Here is a 24,901-nt window from a genome sequence, read left to right as displayed (position 1 = left end):
ATGATTCCCGAAATTGGACACTTTGCATTAATACTGGCGTTGTTCTTCTCGCTTTGTCTGTCGGTTGTTCCCTTAATTGGCTATTGGCAAAAAAACAGAGTGCTACTGCATACCGCGCGCCCACTGACTTACCTGATGTCGTTTTTTGTTCTGGTAAGTTTTTTGGTGCTGGCTCTGTCGTTTATGACGGACGATTTTTCTGTCTTGTACGTCAGCCAAAATTCAAACAGTCAGCTGCCTATTTGGTATAAGTTTAGTGCTCTGTGGGGAGGGCATGAAGGCTCGCTTTTGCTGTGGATATTGATCTTATCAGGGTGGAGTTCGGCGGTCGCATTGAAAAGTGTTTCTTTGCCAAAAGATGTCGGCCCCGTGGTATTGAGCGTATTAGGAATCGTGTCATTGGGCTTTTTGTCCTTCATGCTGTTTACCTCCTCGCCTTTTGTGAGAGCGTTACCCGATGCCCCGCTGGATGGCCGCGATTTAAACCCCTTGTTGCAAGATATTGGACTGATTATTCACCCACCCATGCTCTACATGGGGTATGTGGGCTTTTCGGTGGCCTTTGCCTTTGCTATTGCTGCCTTGATCACTGGTAACCTCAATGCTTCTTGGGCGCGCTGGACAAGGCCTTGGACCTCATTATCTTGGGCGTTTTTAACGCTCGGTATCACTTTAGGCAGTTGGTGGGCGTATTACGAACTTGGCTGGGGCGGTTGGTGGTTTTGGGACCCAGTAGAAAATGCCTCCTTTATGCCTTGGTTAGCGGGCACGGCGCTTGTGCATTCATTGGCGGTGACAGAAAAGCGCGGGGTGTTTAAAAGCTGGACCGTATTACTGGCTATTTTTACGTTTAGTTTGTCCTTATTGGGCACCTTTTTGGTGAGATCTGGCGTGCTGACCTCGGTGCACGCCTTTGCCGCTGACCCAACTCGTGGCATCTATATTCTGATGTTGTTGGTGATCTTGATTGGTGGCAGCTTATTGCTTTATGGACTGCGAGCGAGCCAGGTCCGAGCCAGTGCCACCTTCGGTGTTACGGGGCGTGAAGCTTGGTTGTTGTTCAACAATATCTTGCTAACTGTACTGACGCTGACTGTTTTATTAGGCACCTTATACCCACTGATTTTCGATGTGTTGGGGTTAGGGCGAATTTCAGTGGGGGCACCGTATTTTAATACTGTGTTTTCTCCGATTGCTCTGCTGCTGATTGTGTTTATGGCGATTGGCCCCTTCTCTAAATGGCATCATACAAAGGCATCATTGTTGCTGAATGCGATTCTGTTGCCGGCGGTGTTGGCGATCGTTGTGGCTGGCCTGCTGAGTTATGTTTATACCTTAGGGATGATGGCTTGGCTCACCTTAAGTGTTGCCCTATGGTCGGCGTTGCTGATCGCCAAAGATTGGTTTGTGAAGGTGTCTGCGGGAACCAAGGGTATTATCCCTAGGGCGAGACAATTACCTCGAAATTATTACGGAATGATGATTGCCCATCTGGGTATGGTGGTAACGCTTATTGGCATTCTGTTGGTCAGCACCAGCAGCCATGAGTCGACGGTTAAATTGTCACCAGGGGAGTCGGTGTCGTTTGCAGGCTACGACTTTCATTTTGATGGTATTTCTCATTTGAAAGGGCCGAATTACCTGGCAGATCGTGGCGTTATATCAGTGTCTAAAAACGGTGATTTTGTGGCCTTACTACAGCCTGAAAAACGTTTTTATTCGACCAGCCGACAGATAATGACAGAAGCGGGATTGGACGCCGGATTTACCCGAGATCTTTATGTTTCCCTAGGGGAAAAATTATCAGGAGAAGCGTGGGGCATTCGTCTTTATGTGAAAGCATTTGTGCGCTGGATTTGGCTAGGTGGTTTGATGATGATGTGTGGCGGCTTGTTGTCTGCTTTAGACAAACGCTACCGTAAAACGGTGAGAGGTAATAATGCGTAAATTGCTCGTTTTTCTCCCATTTATCGTTTTTATTGGCTTAGGGAGTGTGTTGTACAAGCAATTGGGCACCAATCCTGAATACATGCCTTCGGCCTTGATTGGTAAGCCTGTGCCTGACTTTAGACTCGTTTCTTTGCAAACGGATACCGTCCAAGACCAGACCAGCTTGCCTAAACAAGCGTACTTGCTGAATTTTTGGGCTACTTGGTGTCCGACTTGTGAAATGGAACACGCCTATTTAAGAACGTTGGCTAAGCAAGGCATTCCTATTGTCGGTATCGATTACAAAGACGACAAGCATAAAGCTCAGCAGTGGCTCGCGACCAAGGGCAACCCTTATCAATGGGTGCTGACCGATGAATTGGGCAAGTTCGGGGTCGACATGGGAGTGACTGGCGCCCCCGAGACGTTTGTGGTGAACAGTAAAGGGATTATTGTTTACCGTTATCAGGGCGCATTGGACGATAGGGTGTGGCAAGAAATGAAAGGCTATTTAAAATGAAACTGATAAAACTCGCGTGTCTGATGATGGCTTTTATGCTGTCTTCTTATTTGTTTGCAGACACCTTGATGACGTTTAGTTCTGAGTTGAATCAGACTCGTTTTCAGTCTTTGGCAAAAGAGCTGCGTTGTCCTAAATGCCAAAACCAAGATTTAGCCGATTCTCAAGCAGGCATCGCCAAGGATTTGAGAATACAAATTCATGAGATGATCGAACAAGGTAAAACAGACCAGGAAATAGTCGATTATATGGTGGCTCGTTACGGTGACTTTGTTTTATATCGACCAAAATATTCTGCGGCAACGTCTATTTTATGGGTAGGGCCTGCGGCATTTTTGATTATCGGTTTGGTGGTGTTTGCAGGGGTGGTGTATCGCAATAAGAAACGCAGAGCGGGGAAAGCATTATGATACTGCTGTGGCTCGTAATGGCATTGATGATAGCGGCAAGCCTAGTGTATTTTTTTGTTTCTCTACAGAAAAATCTTGCCAATGATGATGGCGAAAAGGCGGACAGTTTTGCTGCTATTCGTAGCGAAGAAATCGCCAATGAACAAGAAGTTGGACGTTTGACTGGTCAAGAAGCTGAGGCCTTGTTGAAGGATTTAGAGAGCGAAACGCAGCACGCTCAGTCAATGGATGAGTTTGTGCCTCGTCATCGTTCGTTTTTGCCCAACCTCGTCTCGACAAAATATACCCTGTTAGGCATTTTTGTTTTAGTCAGCTTAGGGAGTGTGACTCTCTATCAGTCGTTGGGTTATGCCAAAGACGTGGCTTTTTCTCAGGCGCTGGCTGCCAAAAACACGACGCCAAAAATGACCCTGGATTTTTTGAAGTACCGAAGCGAGCGCTATGATCGAGCGGAAGATTGGTATTATCTGGCGAATGATTTCATGTCTTCAGGGGAATATGCTCAAGCGATGGGGGCTTTTCAAGCCGCGCTTGTGAAACTTCCTGAAGGCAGCGCAGACCAAGCGGAAGTATTGGTGAGATACGCACAAGCCATTTTTTATAACAATGGCAATGTAAGCAGTCCTGAAATGGAAAAGGTGGTCGATAAGGTTTTGGTACTGGAGCCTAAAAATGCCACGGCGTTAGGCTTGAAAGGGGTAGCGGCGTTTGATCATAAGGCTTATCTGAAAGCGGTGTTAACGTGGCAAGATGCCGCTCGATACAATGATAATGCCCTTGAGAGACAGACTTTGTTAGGCGCCATTCAAAGTGCGCGACAAGCAGGCGGCATTAGTTATCAGCAGGTCCCAGCGTTAGTTACTCGTCAAATTGCCCTTCGAGTGATCTGGGATAAAAGCAAAATACAATGGCATTCGGACGACGTCTTGTTGGTCTATGCGCTGGCGCCAGGATCAAACATGCCGGTGGCAATACGACGTGTTTACCCTCAAGACTTAAATCGACCTGTGATCTTAACGAATCTTGATAATCTAATGTCAAAACAATCGTTAGAAGACGTCGGGAATGTTGATCTTGTTGTAAAACTATCGAAGATTATCGCAAAAGACCTGACAAAAGGTCAGGTAATCGGTATAAAAAAAGCCGTACCTTCAAACACTAAGGCGATTTATGCAATCAATGTGACCTTATAATTGAATCCTAAGGCGCTTCGTTTGATAATAGCGTTAACTTTATTGATCTAATTCGGAAAAATGCAATGGAATTTAGCTTGCGTGAGTGGCTAATCTTAATTGGTGTTGTCATTATTGTGGCAATACTAATAGATGGATTTCGTCGATATAAAAAAGGCCAACAATTCAGCCAAGATGATGACGACGATGACTTCGTTGATCCTGAAGAGTTGGCGCGTGAAGCCATGGTGAGACGAGAGCTGCCAAATGGTGGCGCGCGTCCTGTTGGTGAAGCGAAACGTCAAACGTCAAACCCGATTACGAACGCCTTTGAAAATGCCCGTCAAACAGTCAATGCTCCGCTTGCCGATCTACCTCATAAGGTGGATTCTGGTCCGACATTAGAGCGTGATGAGAATCTGCATCTTGATGAGCTGGCCTCACTTGTGCCGGATCGGGAAGAAGATTCAGGGCGTTATACTGAGCAAAACTACGCAGACGAACCGCTTGATGAGTATCAGTCAGAGACGCGTAATGATGAGTTTGATGATCTAGATATCGGCCATGACGACGTTCATGAAACGGCGGACGACACGGATTATGAACGTGATTATTCTAGTGTTGATGTCGACCAAATCACGCCGCAAGGCAATGGCTACGATTTGGATGAAAGCGACTCAGACAACGATGACGCCGCGGAAATCGAAGAAGTCATTGTGATTAATATTTTTGCGCCAGAAGGCAAAACTTTTTCCGGTATTGAGCTGCTGCAGTTAGTCCTTAATTGCGGTATGCGTTTTGGCGATATGGATATTTTCCACCGTCACGAAGAAGGGTTTGACCGTGGGCGTGTGCAATTCAGCATGGCCAACGCCATTGAGCCAGGTACCTTTGATCTTGACACTATGGGCGAAGGGGATTGCCCTGGTGTGAGTTTCTTCATGGGATTACCTGGGCCGAAAAACAGCATGAAAGCGTTTGATTTTATGTTGGAAACAGCGCAAGCATTAGTGCGTAATCTAGGTGGTGAATTACGCGATGAGCGTCGTAGCCCAATGAGTGAGCAAACCATTGCGCACTGCCGTCAGCGAATACGTGACTTTGAACGTCGGCGCTTGATGAAGCACAAACCTTAATCTTTTTATCAAGGCCCTGAGGGGCCTTGATTGTTTCTCCCTCCTGTACGGTTTTATTTCGAGTTTTCTTTATGAGTCAAAACAACGACATTACTCACGAACACATGTTGGCATTGATCCAGCAATTAAATGATTACAGCTACGCCTACCATGTCAAAGATAATCCATTGGTGCCTGACGCAGAATACGACCGTTGTTATCGACAGTTGCAGGCCATAGAGGCGGAGCATGCGGAGTGGATTCAAGCGGATTCGCCTACCCAGCGAGTGGGTGAAAAGCCAGACAGCGGCTTTGAAAATGTGCCACATACTGTTCCCATGTTGTCCCTTGATAACGCCTTTGATGATGTGTCTTTGGAAGATTTTGACCAACGCATTCGTAAACTATTGGACGCCGAAAGTGTTACCTATTGCTGTGAGCCAAAACTTGATGGCTTAGCCATTAGTTTGCGTTATGAGCATGGGCGTTTGGTAAGAGGGGTTACACGAGGCGATGGATTGTCTGGGGAAGACATTACCTCCAACATCAAAACGATTTACTCTGTTCCTTTGTCATTGCGAACAGATACTCCGCCACCAGTGCTTGAAGTGCGCGGTGAAATTTATATGCCTAAAGAGGGCTTTGAAAAACTTAATTTGCAAGCCGCAGAGCGAGGCGATAAGCCATTTGTAAACCCTCGAAATGCCGCTGCTGGTTCGCTTCGACAACTTGATCCAAAGATTACCGCATCGCGCCCTTTGGTGATGTGCGCGTATTCAATAGGTTATGTGGAGGGCTGGTCTCAGCCTGATAGCCATTATGAAGGCTTACTGCAATTGGGTGAATGGGGTTTTCGTATTAACGATTTGATGAAAACCGTTGAAGGCGCAGCAGGCTGTATTTCCTACTATCAAATGCTCAATGAAAAGCGCCCCAATTTGTCTTATGACATAGATGGTATCGTGTATAAGGTGGATCAGATTGAGCTTCAAGAAGAACTGGGCTTTATCGCTCGGGCACCTCGCTGGGCGATCGCGCGAAAATTCCCTGCTCAAGAAGAAGTGACACGTATTTTAGGGGTAGATTTTCAAGTTGGTCGTACTGGGGCAATTACGCCTGTGGCACGTCTTGCCCCTGTGTTTGTTGGCGGTGTTACCGTGTCTAATGCGACCTTGCACAACAAAGATGAAATTGCGCGTTTGGGCGTGAAAGTAAACGACTATGTGGTGATTCGTCGTGCTGGTGATGTGATCCCTCAAGTGGTTCAAGTGCTAGAAGATCGCCGCGTTGATGAAGACGTAAAGAGCGTGGTATTCCCTGACGCGTGTCCCGTTTGTGGTTCCGATGTAGAGCGAGTCGAAGGCGAGGCGGTGATTCGCTGTACCGGTGGCTTGGTGTGTGGTGCGCAACTTAAAGAATCGCTAAAACACTTTGTCTCGCGCAAAGCCATGGACATTGATGGGTTAGGCGATAAGTTGATTGAGCAGTTGGTTGATCAGGAGCTATTAAAAACCCCAGTCGACATCTTTACCTTGGCCGAGAAAAAAGACAGATTGTTGTCGATGGAGAGAATGGGGCAAAAGTCGGTTGATAAGTTGTTAAAGGCCATTGAAACCGCGAAGAAAACGCAATTCAACCGCTTTATTTATGCCTTAGGCATTCGAGAAGTTGGTGAAGCAACGGCGCGCTCTTTAACCAGTCATTTTGTTGAGCTAGACACCTTGATGCAGGCCGATCAAGAGGCTTTGGTGGCGGTGGATGATGTAGGGCCGATTGTTGCGCAGCACGTGAGAGTGTTTTTTGAACAAGAGCAGAACGTGGCGACGATTCATGGTTTGTTAGCCGCAGGGATTGAATGGGAAAAGAAAGCCATTGTCGACGACAGTGATTTGCCATTGACTGGAAAAACGTACGTAGTGACTGGGTCTTTGAGTCAATTTTCACGAGATCAGGTGAAGGAAAAGCTGCAAAGCTTGGGGGCGAAAGTAAGCGGTTCAGTGTCGGCTAAAACCGATTGCTTAGTCGCAGGTGAAAAAGCAGGGTCGAAACTGACTAAGGCGCAAAATTTGAACATTCCCATTCTTGATGAAGCGGGTGTTATTACATTGTTACAAAGCTACGGAGCGGTTTAATGGATACCTTGATTCCTTATGACTCTTTAGAGTCAGAGACATTAATGACCATTCTCGATGATATTGTGTCTCGTGAAGGGACGGATTACGGCGATTATGATTTGTCTGCTGAGCAGAAACGCCAGCAGGCGGTGGCGGCTCTCAAAGGCGGTCAAGCGGTGCTCTTATTTGACACTGAGAGTGAAACCATCAAGATGGTGCCAAAAGACACCCTAGGACATTACGACCTTATGTGAAGGCGTAATGTCCTTACAGAGATAGACTAGGAGGGGTTAGGACGGATTGCTGTCGTTGCCGTCTCGAACGCAATGGTTGATGTTATGGTCCATTGCACGAGAAGGTTCTTCGCCGGTATTGCGGCCTACAATTTTAGCGGGTACTCCAGCGACTGTCGTATGTGCTCCAACGGCTTCGAGTACGACGCTGCCTGCGCCAATTTTAGCGCCTTCGCCCACTTCGATGTTGCCCAAAATTTTCGCACCAGCGCCAATAAGGACACCAGAACGGATTTTAGGATGACGATCGCCGTGTTCTTTGCCAGTGCCGCCTAGTGTGACGGATTGCAGGATAGAGACGTTGTCTTCAATAACGCAAGTTTCGCCGACGACTAAGCCTGTCGCGTGGTCTAGCATGATGCCGCAGCCAATCGTTGCTGCAGGGTGAATATCAACACTAAATACCATCGACATTTGGCCTTGTAAGTACAGGGCCAGACTTTTCCTGTTGTTTTTCCAAAGCCAATTCGCTACTCGGTACGTTTGTAGGGCATGGAATCCTTTAAAAAACAAAAGGGGGGTCGTGAGGCAGTCGCAAGCCGCATCCCTTTCTTTTATCGACAAAATATCTTGCTCAATGCACTCAACAATGCCAGATTGAGAGTCGGACATTGCTTCTTCAAAGACCTCTCTTAATACGATAGAAGGAATTGAAATGCTATCCAGTTTGCAGGCCAGTAAGAAGCTAAGCGCAGAGCTTAACGATTCGTGCCTAAGAATGGTCGTATTGAAGTAGCTGGCGAGTATGGGTTCATCTAAAGCAAGTTTTTTTGCTTCGGCCTGTAAAGATGACCATAAATTGCCAGAAGTCACGGCATTGTACATTGTGTTACTCAAGGGGCTATTTACCTATTTTAATTCGCAGCTAGAATGTAAGTAATAGTGTTAGCATGAAACAAAACAAGGGTTAAGGCAAAAATTGCCACTGATAATGGAGACAGTATGACTAAAAAAACCGTTGCCGATGCATTGCATGTATTCTACGAGCTAAATTCTACTTTCGCGGATGCTTACTGGGAAACCAACGATATTAATCAAAAAGATCGTTTTTTTGCAATGAAGAGCATGTTACAAGATGAGCTGGATGAACTCCATAAGTTGAGCGTCCAAGATCATATTTATCCTTATGAATCGATAGACCCAGGTGTGCTGAAACTGCGTGATGAATTGCGTGCATTGCTACCAGACATGAGTCGTGTTGTGCTGCGACCAAAGACAATAAATCGTTTTCTAGAGCTAATTCCAAGCGCCTGCGAGTTATTTGAGCTATAAAAAAAGCGCCACGAATGGCCATGTTATCAGCTATTCGTGGCGTGTTACTGCTTTGTTGGTGCGCTCTAGTTAGCGTTGCTACGCTTTAATGCTCTAATCACAAAGCGATTAGGGTGAAGCTTGTTGATAATGCTTTGCTCTAGTGGTGATGGTGTATTGGTAATCAGGCTGGCGAGATACGCACCGCTCAACGGCGTTGAGACCAACCCCCGAGAACCATGTCCGATATTGATAAACAAGCCTTCTTGTTCAATGGCCACCTGATGGCATTTCCATTTGGCATTTTTGCTTAGTATGGCGTAATGGCTATGCAACTCTGCAGGCGATGCGATTGGCCCAATCATTGGCGTGTAGTCGGGAATGGCACAGCGAAAGGACACTCGTCCGCCACAATCTTCTTCATTAAGTGTGTTTTCTTTCAGATGCAGGAGGCTTTCTAGAATGCGTAAGTTACGACAATGACCTTCAGTTCTGACGGTTTCATCCTGATCTTTCGCATCGTATGTTGATCCGAAATGTAGGGTGTCCTGCAATGCTGGAGACACATAGCCTTTTTGGCAAAGGACATGCTCAGTCGTTAATTTTGCGCTGTCTTCATTGGCGTTAGAACAGGCTTTCTTGGCCGCCTCTAATGGCAAATACGACACTTGCCCACGAATGGGATAAGCAGGTGTCTTGGGTAAAAAGTCGAGTTCATGGGTATCGTTGGCGGTACAAATCACCACATGAGAGAAACTCTGTTGTTGCGCTTGGGTGCTGGCTTGCCAACTCAGCGGTACGCTTCCCGTTTTTGTTAAGGCGTCTAAACGGGTATTTAATTGGACATCAATGAGCGGATGGTCGAGCAGCTTATGGCACAGATCCGTTAGCACCACCCAGCCCGATAAAGGCAAAAATATACTGCCTTCTTCGCCATGTTTACAGGCGATGGATTCTGGGTAGAGTTTATTTTCTAGTAGGCTAGCAAAGCGCTGTTTTTCCTTTTCACTCGTAGGGCGTTGCTCTAGACCGCATTGCTGCCAAAAAACCGCATCATCATCGAGTTGTGAATACAGTTTGCTCGCGTATAAGTAAGCGCTGAGATAAAAGCGATTAACAGGCGTGTCTTGACTGGCAAGTTTAGGGTAAAGCATCCCCTGTGGGTTACCGGATGCTTTACAAGCAACGGATTCTCCTTGCTCCCACACGGTAACGTTAACGCCTTGCTTGGCGAGCGCGTAGGCGGTGGTGGCGCCTGCAAGCCCAGCGCCAACGACTAATACGTGTTTGTTTTGGTTTTCGTTGTTTGTGGGAAGAGGCGCAGGATTTTGTCGAACATTAAACCAAGCTTCGCCTTGGGACATGCGTTCTGTTAGAGAAAGCGTTTGCTCTGCCAGTTCACCGACGGCCATTTCTCGTTTATGACCAAAGCCTTTGACCTTCCTTACCTCAAAGCCTACTTCTTTTAAGCCTCGGCGAACAATACCTGCGGCGGTAAAGGTCGAAAAGCTTGTGCCTTGATGGCTGAGTCGGTGGATGTGCTTAAACAGCGTCGGTGACCACATCTCCGGATTTTTGCTAGGGGCAAAACCATCTAGAAACCAAGCGTCTACGTCGGCGTTTAAAGCAGAGAAGCCTTCTTCTGCTTCTCCAAACCATAGCGTCAATTGAATACGACCTTGGGCCAATTCTATGCGATGTAGGCCATGGCTCAGCTCTGGATAGTGGGCAATCAGTGCTTGGCTGTATGTCTCTAATGAAGGCCACATTTTCAGCGCATTGGTCAATGCACTCTTACTCAGTGGGAATTTTTCGACTGAAATAAAGTGCAAGGTCGTATCAGAGGGAGCGCTTGCTAAAAATGCCTGCCAAGCGCAGAGGAAATTGAGCCCTGTGCCGAAACCGGTTTCGGCAATTGTGAAATGACTCTTGTTGGATGAGTCTAAACTTTTCCAACGCTCATCGAGTTGGTTATGCTGAAGAAACACATAGCGTGTTTCTTCAAGTCCTGCGTCTTTATCAAAATAAACATCGTCAAATTGGGTTGAATGGGGGGCGCCGTCGTCTCCCCAGTTTAATTGGGGAGACGCTAAACAATAACTAGTTAACACGCTTGATGCTCTCGATCACGATAGGGGTAGAGGGAACGTTTTGGTATGGACCAACAGAATGTGTGGGTTGCTTAGACATGGTGTCGACGACGTCCATTCCTGACACTACTTGTCCAAAAACTGTATAACCTGCTGCGCCACGAGCGCCATCATTTAAGAAACTATTGTCTTTTTCATTGATGAAAAATTGAGACGTTGCGCTGTTAGGGTTTTGTGTTCGAGCCATGGCAATGGTGCCACGATTATTATCTAGCCCATTATCGCCTTCATAGGGAACAGGGGCGTGAGTTGCTTTTTGATTCATGTCGGCGGTAAAGCCACCGCCTTGAACCATAAAGCCTTGAATAACGCGGTGAAAAATGGTGCCGTTATAAAACCCTTCGTCGACATAGGTGAGAAAGTTTTTTACTGTTTTAGGCGCTACATTATCATTTAGGTCAATACGAATGGTGCCTTGGTTGGTGGTAATATCAACTTCTGTTGCATTGGCTTGACTGCAAAGGGCAGCAAACATAAGGCTAATGATGAAGGTTTTACGCATAATAGGCTTTCCTTAAATAATGAGTGCACCAATAATATTGGCAGCGTGGCGGCACGCCAAGTTATTTTGGGTTTTTAGTGGTAATAGTGGAGAGAAAGATGCGAACAGCCGTGATAGAAATTGAATATTGTACATTGTGTCGTTGGATGCTGCGTGCAGCCTGGTTATCTCAAGAATTATTAACCACCTTTGATGACGATGTGAAAAGCGTCACCTTGATTCCCACTCAAGGGGGGATTTTCAAAGTCAGAGTGAATGGCGAAGAAGTGTGGTGTCGTAAAGCGGAAAATGGCTTTCCTGAGGCAAAAGTACTGAAGCAAAGAGTGCGAGATGTGATCGACCCAGAGCGCGATCTTGGGCATTCCGATGTAAAAGAGGTCGATGTAAAAGAGAGTCATTAAAAAAGCCGCTCTGGTGCGGATGACACAGAGCGGCTTCTTGTGTTTGAGTCTTGGTTAGTTTGGAAAGACTTGTTTGAAAGGTTTTACCGTGACGCTGCTGTATACGCCCACTTCCATATATGGATCGGCATCAGCCCAAGCTTGCGCTTCATCCAGTGAAGCGAACTCAGCGACGACAACGCTGCCGGTGAAACCAGCATCGCCTGGGTTATCTGAATCTATGGCAGGGTTAGGGCCTGCTAACACAAGGCGACCTTCATCTAACAGCTGTTGAAGGCGGGCTAAGTGGGCTGGGCGAGCTTGTTGGCGACCCGCTAGGCTGTTTTCTATATCAGTACCAACGATTGAGTAAAGCATGATTATTCCTTGTTCTGAATGTGTGAAGATAGGTAGATGCCTTGCAAAATAATGAAGACAATGGTCATACCCAATAAACCAAACAACTTAAAGTCGACCCAGATGTCTTCACTGAAACTGAAGGCAACGTAAAGGTTTACGGCGCCTGATAACAGGAAGAAGGCCACCCAAGCAAGGTTTAAGGTACGCCAAACTTTGAAGGGAAGCTGAATTTTATCACCCATCATGCGTTCGATGATGTTTCGTTCGCCGATGAACTGGCTACCTAAAAATGCCATGGCAAATAAGCCATTGACGATAGTAGGCTTCCATTTAATGAATTCACCGTCGCCCAATAATACTGTTGCGCCACCTAATAAAACCACCAACACCAAAGACACTAGGTGCATCTTTTCCACTTTTTTGTAGCGTATCCAGTTATAACCTACTTGCAAAACGCTGGCAGGAATCAGCACCGCGGTGGCGAGAATGATGTTCCCTGAAAGCTTATAGACAACGAAAAAGACCAAGATAGGGAGAAAGTCGAATAATATTTTCATATAAAAACCAATTTATGTATGCTGAACCAATGATAACTACCATTCCATTTAAAGAACAGCCTATCTATGCCTGAAAACGCGAGTTACCGCAAAGTTGACCTTCATACCCATTCTACTTTTTCGGATGGTCGATTATCGCCAACGGAGCTGGTGGATTTGGCTGTAGAGCAAGGCGTGACACTTTTTTCCTTAACCGACCATGATACCTTGGATGGCTTGGTAGAGGCGCGCACTCGTGCGGAGTCGCATCAATTGTCTTTCTTAAATGGGGTTGAGCTTTCGACCCAATGGAAGGGCATTCCCCTGCATATGGTGGCACTTAACTTTGACCCAAATAACGCAGCTTTAAACGCTGTGGTAAAGGAGAATCAAGCGATTCGACTCGACAGAGCGCGCCGTATTGCCGACCTGTTAATCAAACAAGGTTTGCCTGATTTGTTTGATGAGGCCGTGGCTCTGGCCGGAAAAAGTCAGCTTGGTCGCCCGCATTTTGCCACCTTAATGATCGAAAAAGGCCTGGTGAAAGACGCGAATAAAGCGTTTGATCGTTACTTGGGAAACAAACGACTGGGCAGTCTTAGAGATGTTTGGCCAGAACTTGAGGTTGTTTTGGGACTGCTAAAGGATCAAGGCATGGCGTTAATTTTGGCACATCCGAAGCGTTACCCATTAACCGTCACCAAATTAAAACGCTTACTGGCAGATTTTAAAGCTTGGGGTGGGACTGGCATGGAAGTGGCTTCTGGTAATGAGCGTCCTGATCATGTTCGCCTTATGGAGCGCTTATCTCAGGAGTTTGCTTTGCATGCCTCGGTTGGAAGTGATTTCCATGGGCCGTTTGGTCCTTGGACACAAGTTGGCCGTTTCACTCAAATCCATGAAAGCGAAGTCGATCTAGTATGGCGTGATTGGGTTTAGCTTTGAGTTGAGTCTAATGGCTTTTATGGTCTAGTATGTGATTGATATGGCGAATTTTTAATCGCCATCATGTTATTAACGGAGTGCGTTTTGAGTCAGTTTTTTCAAATTCATCCAGAAAACCCACAAGCGCGTTTGATTAAACAAGCCGCCCAAGTTATTCGCGACGGTGGAGTGGTGGCGTATCCGACGGATTGTGGTTATTCGTTAGGGTGTTATTTGGGTGATAAAGCGGCGATGGATCGAATTAAAGCGATCCGTCGTTTGGATGATAAACACAACTTTACTTTAGTGTGCCGAGATCTGTCAGAGATATCCACCTATGCGCGCTTTGACAATCACTTATACCGATTGCTGAAGAACAATACACCTGGGCCTTACACCTTTATTTTTCATGCCACGTCGGTCGTACCAAGACGCCTAATGCATCCAAAGCGTAAGACCATAGGTATTCGTATTCCAGATAATCGTATTGTTTCTGCTTTGTTGAATGAGTTATCGGAACCCTTGATGAGTGTGTCGCTTATTTTACCGGGTGAGACCGATCCCATGACAGACCCTTATGACATTCGAGACACCCTAGAGCATGCATTGGATCTGGTGATTGATGGCGGTTTCTGTGGTTTAGAGCCGACGACGGTCGTGATGATGGATTCTGATAAGGTTGAGGTTGTGCGAGTAGGGGCTGGCGATCCAGCGCCTTTTATGTAAAAAGTTAGACATGTCGCTGTCAAGCGTCGCTATGTATGACTATAATGCCCAAAATTTTATGTTTAAAAAAATGGGTTGCTGAGAAGCATTCCCTCTAAGAGGTTCGTAATGGACGAAAAGTTACAAAAAGTATTAGCCAGAGCCGGTCAAGGTTCACGTCGTGAAATGGAAAACCGTATCCGTGAAGGCCGTGTCCTTGTCAACGGTGCTGTGGCGACGTTAGGTGATCGCGTAAGCGTCAGCGATGCTATCGAGTTGGATGGTTATTCTGTAAAAGTGACAGAAGCTGGCGAAGGCCGACGTGTCATTATTTACAATAAACCAGAAGGCGAAGTCTGTACTCGTAAAGACCCAGAAGGTCGACCAACGGTATTTGATAAGCTGCCTAAACTGCGCGGAGAGCGTTGGATTGCGGTCGGTCGTCTAGACATCAATACTTCTGGTCTACTGTTATTCACTACCGATGGTGAGTTAGCCAATCGCTTGATGCACCCTTCAACGGAAATTGATCGTGAATACTTAGTTCGCGTAATGGGTGAAGTGACAGAAGAGAGCATTGCAACACTTAAAAAAGGCGTTAATTTAGAAGATGGACAAGCGAAATTTACCGACATCGTTGATGGTGGTGGTGAAGGTATTAACCGTTGGTTCTATGTGTGTTTGATGGAAGGACGTAACCGAGAAGTGCGTCGTTTGTGGGAATCTCAAGGGGTAAAAGTAAACCGCTTGAAACGGGTTCGATTTGGCCCGATTTTCTTACCATCAAAGGCAAAAGTCGGCCGTTGGGTAGAAATGGAAGAAAGTGATGTGAATTCACTGTGCGCTATGGTGGATTTGAAAGTGTCTGCTATTGCTCAAAAAACTCAGCAGCAAAAGCTGGATGTTAAGCGCACTAAGAATAAGCAGACAGGTGGTGCACGCCGTCCTAAAGGGTTTGATTGGCAGGGCACTGATAAGCCAGAATTTAAACCTAAAAAGCCGGGTAAACGCACCTTTAGATAATAGAAACAGTTGTTAGGAGTCGTAGAAGCATGGTTCGCTGGATAAGCCTTTTTGTTGTTGTTTTAGTAATAGGTTTTTTTGTCTATATCAAGGTGAACAATCAGCCTCCGGAAGGTTTGGGAGTGACAGCTGGCTTATTTAAACCGTGCCCTACTACCCCTAACTGCGTTTCTAGCCAAGCAGAAAAAAGTGATGCTGCGCATTATATTGCGCCAATGATTTACCACGGTAGCCGCAAAGATACGCAACTAAATATAGAGTCGTATTTCTTAAATCAAGGCAACGCGCAAATTGTTGCCAGTGAATTAGGCTATGTACATATTGAAGTAAAAAGCTCGTGGTTTGGCTATATCGATGATGTGGAATTCTACTTGCCAGAAGCCGATAGTGTGATTCATGTGCGCTCAGGGTCGCGAGTAGGCTACTCAGATTTAGATGTTAATCGTCAGCGTATCGAAAAACTTGAAACTCATCTGAAAGGATGAGTTTGAGCGATTATCAATCGATTTATTAGAAAATATTTATCAGGATGAGGGTAAAGCATGAAAACGGATGAGAGCCAAACTATTTTAATAGTGGAAGATGATGAGCGTTTAGCGTCACTTACTCAAGAATACTTAATTAAAAATGGCTTTTTAGTTAATGTTGAATCAGATGGTCGAGCTGCCATTACTCGTATTGTAGAAGAGCAGCCTTCACTTGTTATTTTGGATCTAATGTTACCCGGAGCAGATGGTTTTACCATTTGCCGCAGTGTGCGCAACGACTATAAGGGACCTATCCTTATGTTAACGGCACGCAGTGACGATGTGGATCAAATTTTAGGTCTAGAAATTGGCGCTGATGATTATGTTTCCAAACCTGCTAAACCGCGTGTTTTATTAGCACGAGTTCAATCCTTGTTACGTCGTAGTACACAAGATGTTGATTTGTCAGCTGCACACAGCGCTAAAGCGGAGCAAACCTTGACGTTTGGTCCTTTGGTGATTGATAACTCTCGTCGCGAAGCATGGTTAGCGAGTGATGAAATAGAGCTGACCAGTGCAGAGTTTGATTTACTTTGGCTGTTGGCCAGCAATGCTGGTCGAATCCTCAGTCGAGAAGAAATTTTTGGCGAGTTACGTGGCATTGAATACGACGGTCAAGATCGTTCTGTTGATGTGCGCATTTCTCGAATTCGCTCCAAGATTGGTGATGATCCGATTCACCCTCGTCGTATTAAAACAATACGCAGTAAAGGCTACCTTTTTGTAAAAGAGGTTTAACCGCCTAATGCAAAAAGAAATGTGGCGGTTATATCGACACCTTATTATTGGTTGTCTAATTATATTAATGGGGTGTTATGCCGCGGTAGAGTTTGCCATGTTTCGCATCACTGAAGCGAAACATGAGCAGGTTTTATGTGTGGATGCAGAGCTGAGTCTTGCTTTGCTCGCCACTGGCATAAAACGAACTCTGCCTGAATCTCAATTCAAATGGCAAACGCTTGAAGCACCACAAAGTGTTGCTAACACAACCGCTTTGCTAGCCCAAAAAAAATGGTTACGTTTGCCAAATGGTGATTACCAATTATCTTTTGGCACTGATGCTGGCGCCAGTTTTGTTGGTGTGGCGGCGTCAGAAAGTAAGCGATTCCATCTCGAAGCCTTGCTTAAAGGGCTGCTTCTTTCCCCTCTTTCCTATGCGGATAAACGCTCTTTATTGCAGTCAATTTCCTGTTTAAGTGTAGAACCTGTTTCATCTGAAATGACCGGTTCTGTAGAAGGGGTGACCTTGACGTATGGTGTTCATAATAAGCACGGTTTTTTATGGAAGGGAGACGTAGAGGGCGATGAATATTTCATTTCCATTGATCATGCCGCGCCTTTCTCACTGACTTTTATTGTGGTTATGATTGTCGCCATTGCGATTGTTGCTATGTTGGCATTGATCTGGCGTGAACTGTTTTACTTGGATTTGAAGAGAAAAACGTTCGAGAACCTTACCCGTCAAATTGCCCGTGGACGCAGTGGTTTACCTAAAGAAATACCGGACAGTAGCGGAACGCTTAAAGAGCTTGCTTACTCATTTGACTCTATGTCCTCTCATATTCAGCGCTTGCTTAAAGTACAAAGAGAAATGATTAATGCCATTTCTCATGAGTTGCGCACCCCTATAGCACGACTCCGCTTTGGTCTAGAGGTAGTCAAAGACGAAGTGGATGACTCTGTGGTTCATACTGTGACCGCGTTGGAAGACGATGTCGAAGAGCTCAATACGCTCGTTGATGAAGTGCTAACGTATGGCAAGCTGGAAGAAGGGTCATTAGCGCTCAATTTCCAAGAAACCAGCATTAAGCAATTATTAGGCTCTATCTTGGATAACAATGAACCTTTGCTTAAGCACTTGCAGGTAACGATTGATATTCCAGAGCCAGATACCGTGGTTGCTGATGAACATCATCTTCACAGGGCGTTGCAGAATTTGATTTTAAACGCTTCTAAATACGCCAATAGCAAGATTGCCATTATCTTTTCTTACGATGAAGAGCGTTGGCAGTTGGATATCGAAGACGATGGTCCTGGGATTGCTATAGAAGACAGAGACAAGGTTTTTATTCCTTTTCAGCGATTGGATAATAGCCGGACTCGAGCGTCAGGGGGGTATGGTTTAGGGCTTGCCATTGTTCAGCGTATTGCATTTTGGCATGGTGGCGCTGTGCTGGTGGACGCCAGTGATCTTGGTGGGGCGAAGTTTAGTTTGATTTGGTCTCGTAATCAGCATCAGAACACCTTGTCCTGATGCTGAAAAAATGGTCGCCGGACTGCTATAGGTCTGGCGACAATATGCCTTTTAGATTTTTAAAACATGTCTTAGAGGCGGTATTAATTAAGTCTTCCATGTAAGCGTTTTGGCGCTGATCTTTTCTGATTGCAAGATAGAGCTTACACCAAACGCCTTCTTCCCCTAATGATTTTGTCAGCACGTATTGGCGGTTTGAGTATTCCGTTAATGCCCAGTTTGGAATACAACAAACACCACGTCCGCTGGCCACTAATTGCATCATCATCAAGGTTAATTCGCTGTGACGAATTTTGGCGGGTGCGACGCCCGCTGGGGTTAAGAAGTGCTTGAATATATCCAAGCGCTCTGGCTCAACCGGATAAGTGATGAGCGTTTCTTGGGCAAAATCTTCAGGGCTTAAAAATTCTTTTTTGGCCAGTCTGTGATGTCTTGAAAGTGCGACTTGAGCCTCATACTGAAAAAGTGGAATGTATTCTATATTAGGCAGATCCTGCGGGTCAGATGTGACCACTAAGTCCAGATCTCCTCGTGCCAATGCTGGCAAGGGCATAAAGCTGAACGCGGTCGACAGGTCGAGCTCGACGTCTGGCCAATGTTCCCTGAAATGATCAATGGTTGGCATTAACCACTCGTAGCAGCTGTGGCATTCAATCGCGATGTGTAAGCGACCACTTTCGCCTTCTGCAAAGCGCTGTATGTCTCTTTGTGCTGAGCGAAATGATAGTAGTACATCGTCGGCAAGTTGCAGTAATCGAAGTCCTGCGCTGGTAAAGCGAACGGGTTTAGTTTTGCGAATGAAGAGCGCGCAATCAAGTTTTTCTTCTAGGTCCTTTAGTTGGTGAGACAGTGCCGATTGGGTTAGATGAACCCGTTCAGCTGCTTCGACTAAGCTGCCTGTTTCCCGTAACGCTGTCAGCGTTTTTAAATGCCTAACTTCAATAATACTCATAATAACTTACAGTAAGTGAATGTGATTCAGTGAATAACAGAAAAAAAACCCATGGGCGAAAAACGTCTCATGGGTTTCGGTGTTGTGATTAATTACACAATAGAAATTCGAGTAGGGCTTTTTGAGCATGAAGACGGTTTTCAGCTTCGTCCCACACAACCGAGTCTGGATGATCTAACACTTCAGCAGAGACTTCTTCACCTCGGTGAGCAGGAAGGCAGTGCATGAATAAAGCGTCTTTGTTGGCTAAAGACATAAGATCAGTATTCACTTGGAAACCGTCAAAATCTTTGAGTCTTTGCTCTTGTTCGTCTTCTTGTCCCATAGAGGCGAATACGTCCGTCACAATCAGGTCTGCCCCTTTTGCTGCGTCTTTTGCATCGTGCAATACGGTAACTCGATCTTGGTGCTCTGCGACCAGTTCAGGATTAGGCTCGTAACCTTTAGGACAGGCGATAACCAATTGGAAATCCAGCAGAGACGCGGCATTGATGTAAGAGTTACACATATTGTTGCCATCGCCCACCCAGACAACTTTTTTACCTTCAATTGAGCCACGGTGCTCTTGGTAAGTCTGCATGTCAGCAAGCAGCTGGCAAGGGTGGTAATCGTCTGTTAGTGCGTTTATCACAGGCACAGAAGAATACTGAGCAAAGGTTTCGACAAGGCTGTGCTCAAAAGTACGAATCATCACAGCATCAACCATGCTGGAGATAACACGAGCGCTGTCTTCCACGGGTTCGCCGCGACCTAGTTGTGTGTCTCTGGAGGATAGAAACAAAGCATGTCCACCAAACTGAGCCATACCTGATTCAAATGATACGCGAGTTCGCGTCGAGGACTTTTCGAAAATCATCCCTAATACGCGGTTTTTAAGCGGTTCGTAGAGTGCGCCTTCACGATGAATTTTCTTAAGCTCTGAAGCTCGAGATAGTAGCTGTTTTAACTCTGCAGACGAAAGGTCTTTGAGAGTAAGAAAATGCCTTGGCGACACGCTAAACTCCTTAATTGTCTTTTTAAAAGGGGAATCGTCCAATTTAATACACTCAGGTAGGTGAGTAAAGGGCAATTCGCATTAGAAAGAACAAAGGAAACCACTGTCTTGGGGTTGTAAACACTAGGCGAGTCCCAATAAACTTGGACAAGTTAATGTATTTTGGCGTGATACTGCTTTTGATGGTGTTACGAAGAAACAAGGTGAATGAGGTTTTATAATGAGCAATACAATTGATACGATTAAAGAGCAGATTGAGAGCAACGACATTCTTCTATATATGAAGGGTAATCCTCGTGCACCACAATGTGGTTTTTCATCACAGGCAGTGCAAGCCTTGATGAGCTGTGGTGAGCGTTTTGCGTTTGTTAATATCTTAGACAATCCAGACATTCGCGCGGAATTGCCAAAGTTTGCGAACTGGCCAACATTCCCACAATTATGGGTAAAAGGCGAGTTGGTTGGTGGTTGTGACATCATTGTAGAAATGGCGTCGAATGGTGAATTACAAACTTTGATTAAAGAGGCGGTTGGCTCTACAGAAGAGTAAGCCATAGCCTTGAGTTAGACGCAAAGCACACATCCGTTTCTGATGTGTGCTTTTTTTATGTCTATGGTTTGGCCTGTCTTATTCTATTTCGTACAGTTCTAGCGGTAAGCCATCTGGGTCGGCAAAAAAAGTAAAGCGTCGCCCGGTGAGGTGATCAACGCGAATTTCTTCCACCGCCATCTTGTGTTCTTTAAGATGATTGATACAGGCATCTAGATCGGTAACGGCAAAAGCGAGGTGTCTTAGGCCTTGAGCTTCAGGGCGAGAAGGTCGCTTTGGCGGGTTAGGAAATGAGAAAAGCTCTATTTGTTCGAATTCACTGACTTTTAAATCTAATTTAAAAGACTGGCGCTCTTCTCTATAGGTTTCTCGAAGAATCTCGAAACCTAAAATGTCGTGATAAAAGCGTTTAGAGACCGAGTAGTTGGAGCAAATGATGGCCACGTGATGAAGGTGAGAAACCGAAAACATAGTTGCTTCCATGCTAAATTTGTTTTTTTAATTCATTGGCAAGCTCAATCACTTGTCTTCTGAACCAGATATGGCTGGCGTCATGGTGTAGCAAAGAGCTCCAGATCATTTTGAGTTCTATTTTAGGGATGACAAATGGTGGCTCAATAATCGCAAGGTCTGGATTGTTGCGATTGATCATGGCGACTTTTCTTGGCAAGGTCGCAATCAGGTCTTGCTCAAGGGCAAGGTGCATTGCTGTATGGTAGCTTCTGGTAAACACTCGAATGCTGCGTGTTTTATCAATGCTTTGTAATGCTTCGTCTACCCAGCCTAGTTTTTGTACGTCATTTGGGTCCATCCCGACGCCAACCCCAAACCCTGTTTTACTCACCCAGATATGTTGCGACTGCAAATAACTTTCTAAATTGAAGTTGTGCCTGAGAGGGTTGTCGGAGCTCATCATGCAGACAAAATCGTCTAGCCAAATGCTTTTTTGATGGAATGATTGAGGAAGCTCTTCAAAGCGATTGATGGCCATGTCAATTCTTCCAGCCTCCACATCATGAAAAGTCACATCGCTCGGTGTCATTATGTCTAGGGTGATTCCTGGGGCATTTTCTCGCAATCGATTTAACAGCCTTGGGATAACCGTTGAGGCGGCATAATCGCTGGCCATAATTCGAAACACACGTGTACTGGTGCGCTCGTTAAAGTCGGCTTCTGGCTGTAGTGCTTCTTCGAGCTCAAGCAAGACCTTTCTTACCACAGGTTGCAGGCGAAGTGCTTTTTCAGTGGGTTTCATGCCTTCGCTGGTTCGAACGAGGAGTGGGTCGTTTAGCAAATCTCTCAACCGTTTTAATCCATTGCTCATGGCTGGTTGGGTGATGTTTAATTTGCTTGCAGACCGTGTGACATTGCATTCTCGTAGCAAGACATCTAAATAAATGAGTAGATTCAGATCTATTTTGTTTATATTCATCTTTGTTATGGTAGCCAGCTGTTTTATTGCTTTAGTGAATTGATTGTATTGACCTTGTTACAAAGTACAACCGAGTATTGCTTTTTCTCTGAACTTTTTCACATGACAGTAAAAAGCCAAGGTCGTCGCTTGGTCGGTTTGGCAGCTTCTGGCATAATACAGCGGCTCGATAAGGCCTTAGGAATGCATGCGGTTACTTTACGCTAGATGCTTTTCCTTTCAGCCAGAGTTTCTTGTGTGTCTACATGGCTTTTAATGAGGTAATGATGAAAGCTTCCTGCTTATGTGGTTCTGTTGTGTTCAGAGTGACCTCTCCTTTTATCAGTGCAAGTATTTGTCATTGCACCCAGTGTCGTAAAACGCACGCAGGCACTGGCGCCGCTTACGGCACCTGTTTGAAAAAGGATGTTGAGTGGATATCGACGAAAAAAAGAGTTCGCCGTTTTGCGTCATCTGAACGTGTCAGACGGGGATTCTGCAAAGACTGTGGCAGTCCAATTTATTATTACCATAAAGACTTTCCTAACCACATTGAAATTTCGTTAGGCGTACTGGATGATGAGCCGAATTTAGCGCCAGACCATCACTTGTTTGTTTCGAGTAAACCCGATTGGTACGATATCAGCGACGATCTGTTGCAGTACCCTGCATTAAAATAAGCTGAGATGGGCTAAGCACTCAACGTATGGTTTTTCTTTTTGGCTGCTCTATAAAGAGGGAAGTGCATAGCATTGATCAAAGAAGCCTTGAGCATTTTTGGTGAGGGTGGTGTTCTTTGGGGTCACTATTAAAAGGTTTCGTGTCAACTCAAGAGGCGTCTCATAAAGCCTGATTAGGCCTGAACTTAGTTCCTGAGAAAGCGCCATGCGAGATAAGCAGCCAAGCCCCATTTTATGAATGACCGCTTGTTTAACGGCTTCCATATGGGCCAGTGATAACACCACGTTAAGTTGGGTGATGTTTTTTCCCATTGCTTGCTCAAGTATGTTTCTGGTTCCTGAGCCGACTTCTCGCATTACCCAATCTGCCTTTTGCAGATCATCCCAGGATAAGTTTTCCGGTCGGTTTTCTTGGGTAGAGCCAAACACCACTAATTCATCTTTCAGCCATACCTTGGTCATCAACTCTGCGTGCTGGCAATAGCCTTCAATAAAGCCGACTTCTGCTTTGCCTGTGAGGAGCTGCTGAATGACGTGTTGGGTATTGCCAATGTCGAGGTTGAAGCGAATATTAGGGTGCTTTTGCTTAAACACCGACATCTGTTCAGGAAGTAGATAGTTGCCAACACTGACGCTGGCAGCAATATGGAGTGAACCGCTAAGCTCGTCATCGCTTCCCATGCTTTCTATCTGTTCTATTTGGCTTAACACCGCGCGAGCTTGGGGCAATAAATGCCGAGCTTGGGGAGTAATTTGCAAGCGTTTACCGTGGCGCCGAAAAAGAGGTTGGCCTAGTAAGGCTTCTAATTCTCGTAACGCTTGGCTTGCCGCCGGCTGACTAATGGCAACCATATCGGCAGCGGCGGTGACGGAGCCAGTGTGAACAACGGCTTCAAATATTTGTAATTGTCTTAAGGTGATTCTCATGAGCTCATTGTATCCGCATTTGGATTTTAATGAGTAGCCATTTAAGGATTTAATAATCGTAAGCAGGGTTTTTCTTCTGCATGGGCGATTAGGTTGTCCAATGTTGTGGTGGCGATGTGATCGAGTGCCTCTTGAGTAAAGTAGCCCTGATGACCTGTAACCACCACATTGGGGAAGGTCAGCATGAGCTGAAAAACACTGTCCTGAATAATGTGTGATGACATGTCTTCAAAGAAAATCGAATTTTCTTGCTCGTAGACGTCTAATCCTAAATAGCCGATTTTTCCTGTGTAAAGAGCGTCTATGGCTTCTTGTGCATTGACTAAAGCGCCGCGACTGGTGTTGATGATCATCACCCCATCTTTCATTTTAGATAGGCTGTTTTTATTGATTAGGTGGTGGGTGGACGCGTTGAGAGGGCAGTGCAAGCTAAGAATGTCGCTGTCTGAATACAGGGTTTCTAAATCTGTGTATTCGCATCCAATATCAACAAGATCGTTATTAGGGGAAATGTCGTAGCAGAGGACGCGACAACCAAAGCCCCTCATAATGCGACAAAAAGCTTGGCCTATGCGCCCTGTACCAATGCAGCCTACCGTCCTGCTTTGCACGTTAAACCCCAGTAACCCTTCCAGAGCAAAGTTCCCTTCTTTGACTCTATGGTAAGCGCGATGGGTTTTTCTGTTTAAAGTCATGATGAGAGCGACGGCATGTTCAGCCACGGAAGTGGGGCTGTAATCTGGTACGTGGTAGACCTTTATGTTTGCCGCTTTTGCAGCAGACAGGTCTACGTTATTAAAGCCGGCGCAACGCAAAGCGATCGCTGTAATGCCGTGATCCGCTAAGTATTGGATTACGTGTCGGTCGATATTGTCGTTAACGAAGCAAGAGACAGCATCAAAGCCGTTCGTTAATGTCATGGTTTCTGAGCTGAGTCGGCTTTCGAAATAGCTCAATTCAATCGAAGGGGTTTCAGCAACGGCCTTAGATAGGGTTCTTTGGTCATAAGGTTTGCATGAAAAAACAGCCACTTTCATCATTTCTTGCTCCAATGGTTTATTCTGGTCGTTCAAAAAGCATACTATGGGCCGCGAAGAAAAAACTATTTTGATCGTTGTTTTTATATAGAGTGTTGATTTGACTCAAGATAATTTTTCTTCTTGGCTTTACCAATTAATTTTTATGAAAACTTGATTGACCCGGCGACAAGAAGCAGTCTACA

At 45.6% G+C, this 24,901-nt stretch carries 28 protein-coding genes; 17 read left to right on the top strand and 11 right to left on the bottom strand.

Going from position 1 to position 24,901, the window contains the following annotated elements; translation table 11 throughout:
• The 7 genes from ACIGBN_RS13445 (at position 1) to ACIGBN_RS13415 (ending at position 7,514) form a co-directional block, all read left to right on the top strand.
• A complete protein-coding gene (locus ACIGBN_RS13445) occupies positions 1–1,947 on the top strand; it encodes a heme lyase CcmF/NrfE family subunit (protein ID WP_396666010.1) in 1,947 nt (648 codons plus the stop codon).
• Positions 1,940–2,449, top strand: a complete 510-nt coding sequence (locus ACIGBN_RS13440; protein ID WP_341565142.1) for a DsbE family thiol:disulfide interchange protein — start codon at positions 1,940–1,942, stop codon at positions 2,447–2,449. Before ACIGBN_RS13445 ends, ACIGBN_RS13440 begins: the two co-directional genes overlap by 8 nt.
• Entirely contained in the window at positions 2,446–2,859 is a 414-nt protein-coding gene (locus tag ACIGBN_RS13435; protein ID WP_396666008.1) for a cytochrome c-type biogenesis protein CcmH, read from the top strand. The genes ACIGBN_RS13440 and ACIGBN_RS13435 overlap by 4 nt, the downstream gene beginning before the upstream one ends.
• On the top strand, positions 2,856–4,052 hold the full coding sequence (locus ACIGBN_RS13430; protein ID WP_396666006.1) for a tetratricopeptide repeat protein: 1,197 nt from the start codon (positions 2,856–2,858) through the stop codon (positions 4,050–4,052). Before ACIGBN_RS13435 ends, ACIGBN_RS13430 begins: the two co-directional genes overlap by 4 nt.
• A 65-nt stretch (positions 4,053–4,117) precedes the next feature.
• Positions 4,118–5,167 (top strand): cell division protein ZipA, encoded by a 1,050-nt coding sequence (gene zipA, locus ACIGBN_RS13425; protein ID WP_396666004.1) that lies wholly within the window; start codon positions 4,118–4,120, stop codon positions 5,165–5,167.
• 71 nt (positions 5,168–5,238) lie between these two features.
• A complete protein-coding gene (ligA, locus tag ACIGBN_RS13420; protein ID WP_396666002.1) occupies positions 5,239–7,278 on the top strand; it encodes an NAD-dependent DNA ligase LigA in 2,040 nt (679 codons plus the stop codon).
• A complete protein-coding gene (locus ACIGBN_RS13415; RefSeq protein WP_133004134.1) occupies positions 7,278–7,514 on the top strand; it encodes a YheU family protein in 237 nt (78 codons plus the stop codon). Before ligA ends, ACIGBN_RS13415 begins: the two co-directional genes overlap by 1 nt.
• A 36-nt stretch (positions 7,515–7,550) precedes the next feature.
• Here the strand turns inward: ACIGBN_RS13415 and cysE are convergent, their stop codons facing one another.
• Entirely contained in the window at positions 7,551–8,378 is an 828-nt protein-coding gene (gene cysE, locus ACIGBN_RS13410) for a serine O-acetyltransferase (protein WP_341567862.1), read from the bottom strand.
• Between the two features lie 117 nt (positions 8,379–8,495).
• Here cysE and ACIGBN_RS13405 point away from each other — a divergent pair, with 117 nt between their 5' ends.
• Positions 8,496–8,825, top strand: a complete 330-nt coding sequence (locus ACIGBN_RS13405) for a hypothetical protein (RefSeq protein ID WP_133004133.1) — start codon at positions 8,496–8,498, stop codon at positions 8,823–8,825.
• A 65-nt stretch (positions 8,826–8,890) separates the two neighbouring features.
• Here ACIGBN_RS13405 and mnmC read toward each other — a convergent pair whose 3' ends face one another.
• Entirely contained in the window at positions 8,891–10,915 is a 2,025-nt protein-coding gene (mnmC, locus tag ACIGBN_RS13400) for a bifunctional tRNA (5-methylaminomethyl-2-thiouridine)(34)-methyltransferase MnmD/FAD-dependent 5-carboxymethylaminomethyl-2-thiouridine(34) oxidoreductase MnmC (RefSeq protein ID WP_396666000.1), read from the bottom strand.
• Positions 10,905–11,456 (bottom strand): peptidylprolyl isomerase, encoded by a 552-nt coding sequence (locus ACIGBN_RS13395; protein WP_396665998.1) that lies wholly within the window; start codon positions 11,454–11,456, stop codon positions 10,905–10,907. Before ACIGBN_RS13395 ends, mnmC begins: the two co-directional genes overlap by 11 nt.
• Before the next feature lie 98 nt (positions 11,457–11,554).
• On the opposite strand from ACIGBN_RS13395, the gene ACIGBN_RS13390 reads away from it, so the two are divergent.
• On the top strand, positions 11,555–11,857 hold the full coding sequence (locus ACIGBN_RS13390) for a SelT/SelW/SelH family protein (RefSeq protein WP_133004130.1): 303 nt from the start codon (positions 11,555–11,557) through the stop codon (positions 11,855–11,857).
• 54 nt (positions 11,858–11,911) lie between these two features.
• Here the strand turns inward: ACIGBN_RS13390 and ACIGBN_RS13385 are convergent, their stop codons facing one another.
• Both ACIGBN_RS13385 and ACIGBN_RS13380 read right to left on the bottom strand, forming a co-directional pair.
• Positions 11,912–12,214, bottom strand: a complete 303-nt coding sequence (locus tag ACIGBN_RS13385) for a YciI family protein (protein WP_133004129.1) — start codon at positions 12,212–12,214, stop codon at positions 11,912–11,914.
• 2 nt (positions 12,215–12,216) lie between these two features.
• Entirely contained in the window at positions 12,217–12,753 is a 537-nt protein-coding gene (locus tag ACIGBN_RS13380) for a septation protein A (protein WP_133004128.1), read from the bottom strand.
• 66 nt (positions 12,754–12,819) lie between these two features.
• Between ACIGBN_RS13380 and ACIGBN_RS13375 the strand changes: the two genes are divergently transcribed.
• The 6 genes from ACIGBN_RS13375 to ACIGBN_RS13350 all read left to right on the top strand — a co-directional run bounded on the left by ACIGBN_RS13375 (position 12,820) and on the right by ACIGBN_RS13350 (position 18,165).
• Positions 12,820–13,671, top strand: a complete 852-nt coding sequence (locus ACIGBN_RS13375) for a PHP domain-containing protein (protein ID WP_396665995.1) — start codon at positions 12,820–12,822, stop codon at positions 13,669–13,671.
• 90 nt (positions 13,672–13,761) lie between these two features.
• A complete protein-coding gene (locus ACIGBN_RS13370) occupies positions 13,762–14,382 on the top strand; it encodes an L-threonylcarbamoyladenylate synthase (RefSeq protein ID WP_133004126.1) in 621 nt (206 codons plus the stop codon).
• A 108-nt stretch (positions 14,383–14,490) separates the two neighbouring features.
• A complete protein-coding gene (gene rluB / locus ACIGBN_RS13365; protein WP_133004125.1) occupies positions 14,491–15,384 on the top strand; it encodes a 23S rRNA pseudouridine(2605) synthase RluB in 894 nt (297 codons plus the stop codon).
• Between the two features lie 29 nt (positions 15,385–15,413).
• The gene (locus tag ACIGBN_RS13360; RefSeq protein WP_396665992.1) at positions 15,414–15,869 is read left to right on the top strand and encodes a DUF1499 domain-containing protein; all 456 of its coding nucleotides are present in this window, start codon (positions 15,414–15,416) and stop codon (positions 15,867–15,869) included.
• 57 nt (positions 15,870–15,926) lie between these two features.
• Positions 15,927–16,649 carry a winged helix-turn-helix domain-containing protein gene (locus tag ACIGBN_RS13355; RefSeq protein WP_341565152.1) on the top strand — a complete coding sequence of 241 codons (723 nt, stop codon included), beginning with the start codon at positions 15,927–15,929 and terminating at the stop codon, positions 16,647–16,649.
• 7 nt (positions 16,650–16,656) lie between these two features.
• Entirely contained in the window at positions 16,657–18,165 is a 1,509-nt protein-coding gene (locus ACIGBN_RS13350) for an ATP-binding protein (protein WP_396665990.1), read from the top strand.
• A 25-nt stretch (positions 18,166–18,190) separates the two neighbouring features.
• Here ACIGBN_RS13350 and ACIGBN_RS13345 read toward each other — a convergent pair whose 3' ends face one another.
• Complete coding sequence (locus tag ACIGBN_RS13345) at positions 18,191–19,111, bottom strand: LysR family transcriptional regulator (protein ID WP_207923422.1); 921 nt, start codon at positions 19,109–19,111, stop codon at positions 18,191–18,193.
• A gap of 94 nt (positions 19,112–19,205) precedes the next feature.
• Positions 19,206–20,111, bottom strand: a complete 906-nt coding sequence (gene argF, locus ACIGBN_RS13340; protein WP_133004120.1) for an ornithine carbamoyltransferase — start codon at positions 20,109–20,111, stop codon at positions 19,206–19,208.
• Positions 20,112–20,331: 220 nt separating this feature from the next.
• Between argF and grxD the strand changes: the two genes are divergently transcribed.
• A complete protein-coding gene (gene grxD, locus ACIGBN_RS13335; protein ID WP_133004119.1) occupies positions 20,332–20,661 on the top strand; it encodes a Grx4 family monothiol glutaredoxin in 330 nt (109 codons plus the stop codon).
• 78 nt (positions 20,662–20,739) lie between these two features.
• Here grxD and ACIGBN_RS13330 read toward each other — a convergent pair whose 3' ends face one another.
• Entirely contained in the window at positions 20,740–21,132 is a 393-nt protein-coding gene (locus ACIGBN_RS13330; RefSeq protein WP_396665987.1) for a VOC family protein, read from the bottom strand.
• A gap of 13 nt (positions 21,133–21,145) precedes the next feature.
• Complete coding sequence (locus tag ACIGBN_RS13325; protein ID WP_133004117.1) at positions 21,146–22,093, bottom strand: LysR family transcriptional regulator; 948 nt, start codon at positions 22,091–22,093, stop codon at positions 21,146–21,148.
• A 263-nt stretch (positions 22,094–22,356) separates the two neighbouring features.
• Here ACIGBN_RS13325 and ACIGBN_RS13320 point away from each other — a divergent pair, with 263 nt between their 5' ends.
• Positions 22,357–22,752 carry a GFA family protein gene (locus ACIGBN_RS13320; RefSeq protein ID WP_165943014.1) on the top strand — a complete coding sequence of 132 codons (396 nt, stop codon included), beginning with the start codon at positions 22,357–22,359 and terminating at the stop codon, positions 22,750–22,752.
• Positions 22,753–22,800: 48 nt separating this feature from the next.
• Here ACIGBN_RS13320 and ACIGBN_RS13315 read toward each other — a convergent pair whose 3' ends face one another.
• Both ACIGBN_RS13315 and ACIGBN_RS13310 read right to left on the bottom strand, forming a co-directional pair.
• Entirely contained in the window at positions 22,801–23,679 is an 879-nt protein-coding gene (locus ACIGBN_RS13315; protein ID WP_133004115.1) for a LysR substrate-binding domain-containing protein, read from the bottom strand.
• Positions 23,680–23,720: 41 nt separating this feature from the next.
• Complete coding sequence (locus ACIGBN_RS13310; protein WP_341567864.1) at positions 23,721–24,716, bottom strand: 2-hydroxyacid dehydrogenase; 996 nt, start codon at positions 24,714–24,716, stop codon at positions 23,721–23,723.
• Between the last annotated feature and the right edge of the window lie 185 nt (positions 24,717–24,901).

This window comes from Marinomonas sp. NPDC078689 (assembly GCF_044542435.1).
GTDB classification, from domain to species: domain Bacteria; phylum Pseudomonadota; class Gammaproteobacteria; order Pseudomonadales; family Marinomonadaceae; genus Marinomonas; species Marinomonas arenicola.
Note: the sequence above shows the minus strand (reverse complement) of the source record. Positions and strands in the feature narration are given on the sequence as shown.

Excerpts from the sequence above, each read along its gene's own strand:
- ACIGBN_RS13445 (WP_396666010.1), top strand. The coding sequence starts at position 1 with ATGATTCCCGAAATTGGACACTTTGCATTAATACTGGCGTTGTTCTTC.
- ACIGBN_RS13440 (WP_341565142.1), top strand. The coding sequence starts at position 1,940 with ATGCGTAAATTGCTCGTTTTTCTCCCATTTATCGTTTTTATTGGCTTA.
- ACIGBN_RS13435 (WP_396666008.1), top strand. The coding sequence starts at position 2,446 with ATGAAACTGATAAAACTCGCGTGTCTGATGATGGCTTTTATGCTGTCT.
- ACIGBN_RS13430 (WP_396666006.1), top strand. The coding sequence starts at position 2,856 with ATGATACTGCTGTGGCTCGTAATGGCATTGATGATAGCGGCAAGCCTA.
- zipA (WP_396666004.1), top strand. The coding sequence starts at position 4,118 with ATGGAATTTAGCTTGCGTGAGTGGCTAATCTTAATTGGTGTTGTCATT.
- ligA (WP_396666002.1), top strand. The coding sequence starts at position 5,239 with ATGAGTCAAAACAACGACATTACTCACGAACACATGTTGGCATTGATC.
- ACIGBN_RS13415 (WP_133004134.1), top strand. The coding sequence starts at position 7,278 with ATGGATACCTTGATTCCTTATGACTCTTTAGAGTCAGAGACATTAATG.
- cysE (WP_341567862.1), bottom strand. The coding sequence starts at position 8,378 with ATGTACAATGCCGTGACTTCTGGCAATTTATGGTCATCTTTACAGGCC.
- ACIGBN_RS13405 (WP_133004133.1), top strand. The coding sequence starts at position 8,496 with ATGACTAAAAAAACCGTTGCCGATGCATTGCATGTATTCTACGAGCTA.
- ACIGBN_RS13395 (WP_396665998.1), bottom strand. The coding sequence starts at position 11,456 with ATGCGTAAAACCTTCATCATTAGCCTTATGTTTGCTGCCCTTTGCAGT.
- ACIGBN_RS13390 (WP_133004130.1), top strand. The coding sequence starts at position 11,555 with ATGCGAACAGCCGTGATAGAAATTGAATATTGTACATTGTGTCGTTGG.
- ACIGBN_RS13385 (WP_133004129.1), bottom strand. The coding sequence starts at position 12,214 with ATGCTTTACTCAATCGTTGGTACTGATATAGAAAACAGCCTAGCGGGT.
- ACIGBN_RS13380 (WP_133004128.1), bottom strand. The coding sequence starts at position 12,753 with ATGAAAATATTATTCGACTTTCTCCCTATCTTGGTCTTTTTCGTTGTC.
- ACIGBN_RS13375 (WP_396665995.1), top strand. The coding sequence starts at position 12,820 with ATGCCTGAAAACGCGAGTTACCGCAAAGTTGACCTTCATACCCATTCT.
- rluB (WP_133004125.1), top strand. The coding sequence starts at position 14,491 with ATGGACGAAAAGTTACAAAAAGTATTAGCCAGAGCCGGTCAAGGTTCA.
- ACIGBN_RS13360 (WP_396665992.1), top strand. The coding sequence starts at position 15,414 with ATGGTTCGCTGGATAAGCCTTTTTGTTGTTGTTTTAGTAATAGGTTTT.
- ACIGBN_RS13355 (WP_341565152.1), top strand. The coding sequence starts at position 15,927 with ATGAAAACGGATGAGAGCCAAACTATTTTAATAGTGGAAGATGATGAG.
- ACIGBN_RS13350 (WP_396665990.1), top strand. The coding sequence starts at position 16,657 with ATGCAAAAAGAAATGTGGCGGTTATATCGACACCTTATTATTGGTTGT.
- grxD (WP_133004119.1), top strand. The coding sequence starts at position 20,332 with ATGAGCAATACAATTGATACGATTAAAGAGCAGATTGAGAGCAACGAC.
- ACIGBN_RS13330 (WP_396665987.1), bottom strand. The coding sequence starts at position 21,132 with ATGTTTTCGGTTTCTCACCTTCATCACGTGGCCATCATTTGCTCCAAC.
- ACIGBN_RS13325 (WP_133004117.1), bottom strand. The coding sequence starts at position 22,093 with ATGAATATAAACAAAATAGATCTGAATCTACTCATTTATTTAGATGTC.
- ACIGBN_RS13320 (WP_165943014.1), top strand. The coding sequence starts at position 22,357 with ATGATGAAAGCTTCCTGCTTATGTGGTTCTGTTGTGTTCAGAGTGACC.
- ACIGBN_RS13315 (WP_133004115.1), bottom strand. The coding sequence starts at position 23,679 with ATGAGAATCACCTTAAGACAATTACAAATATTTGAAGCCGTTGTTCAC.
- ACIGBN_RS13310 (WP_341567864.1), bottom strand. The coding sequence starts at position 24,716 with ATGAAAGTGGCTGTTTTTTCATGCAAACCTTATGACCAAAGAACCCTA.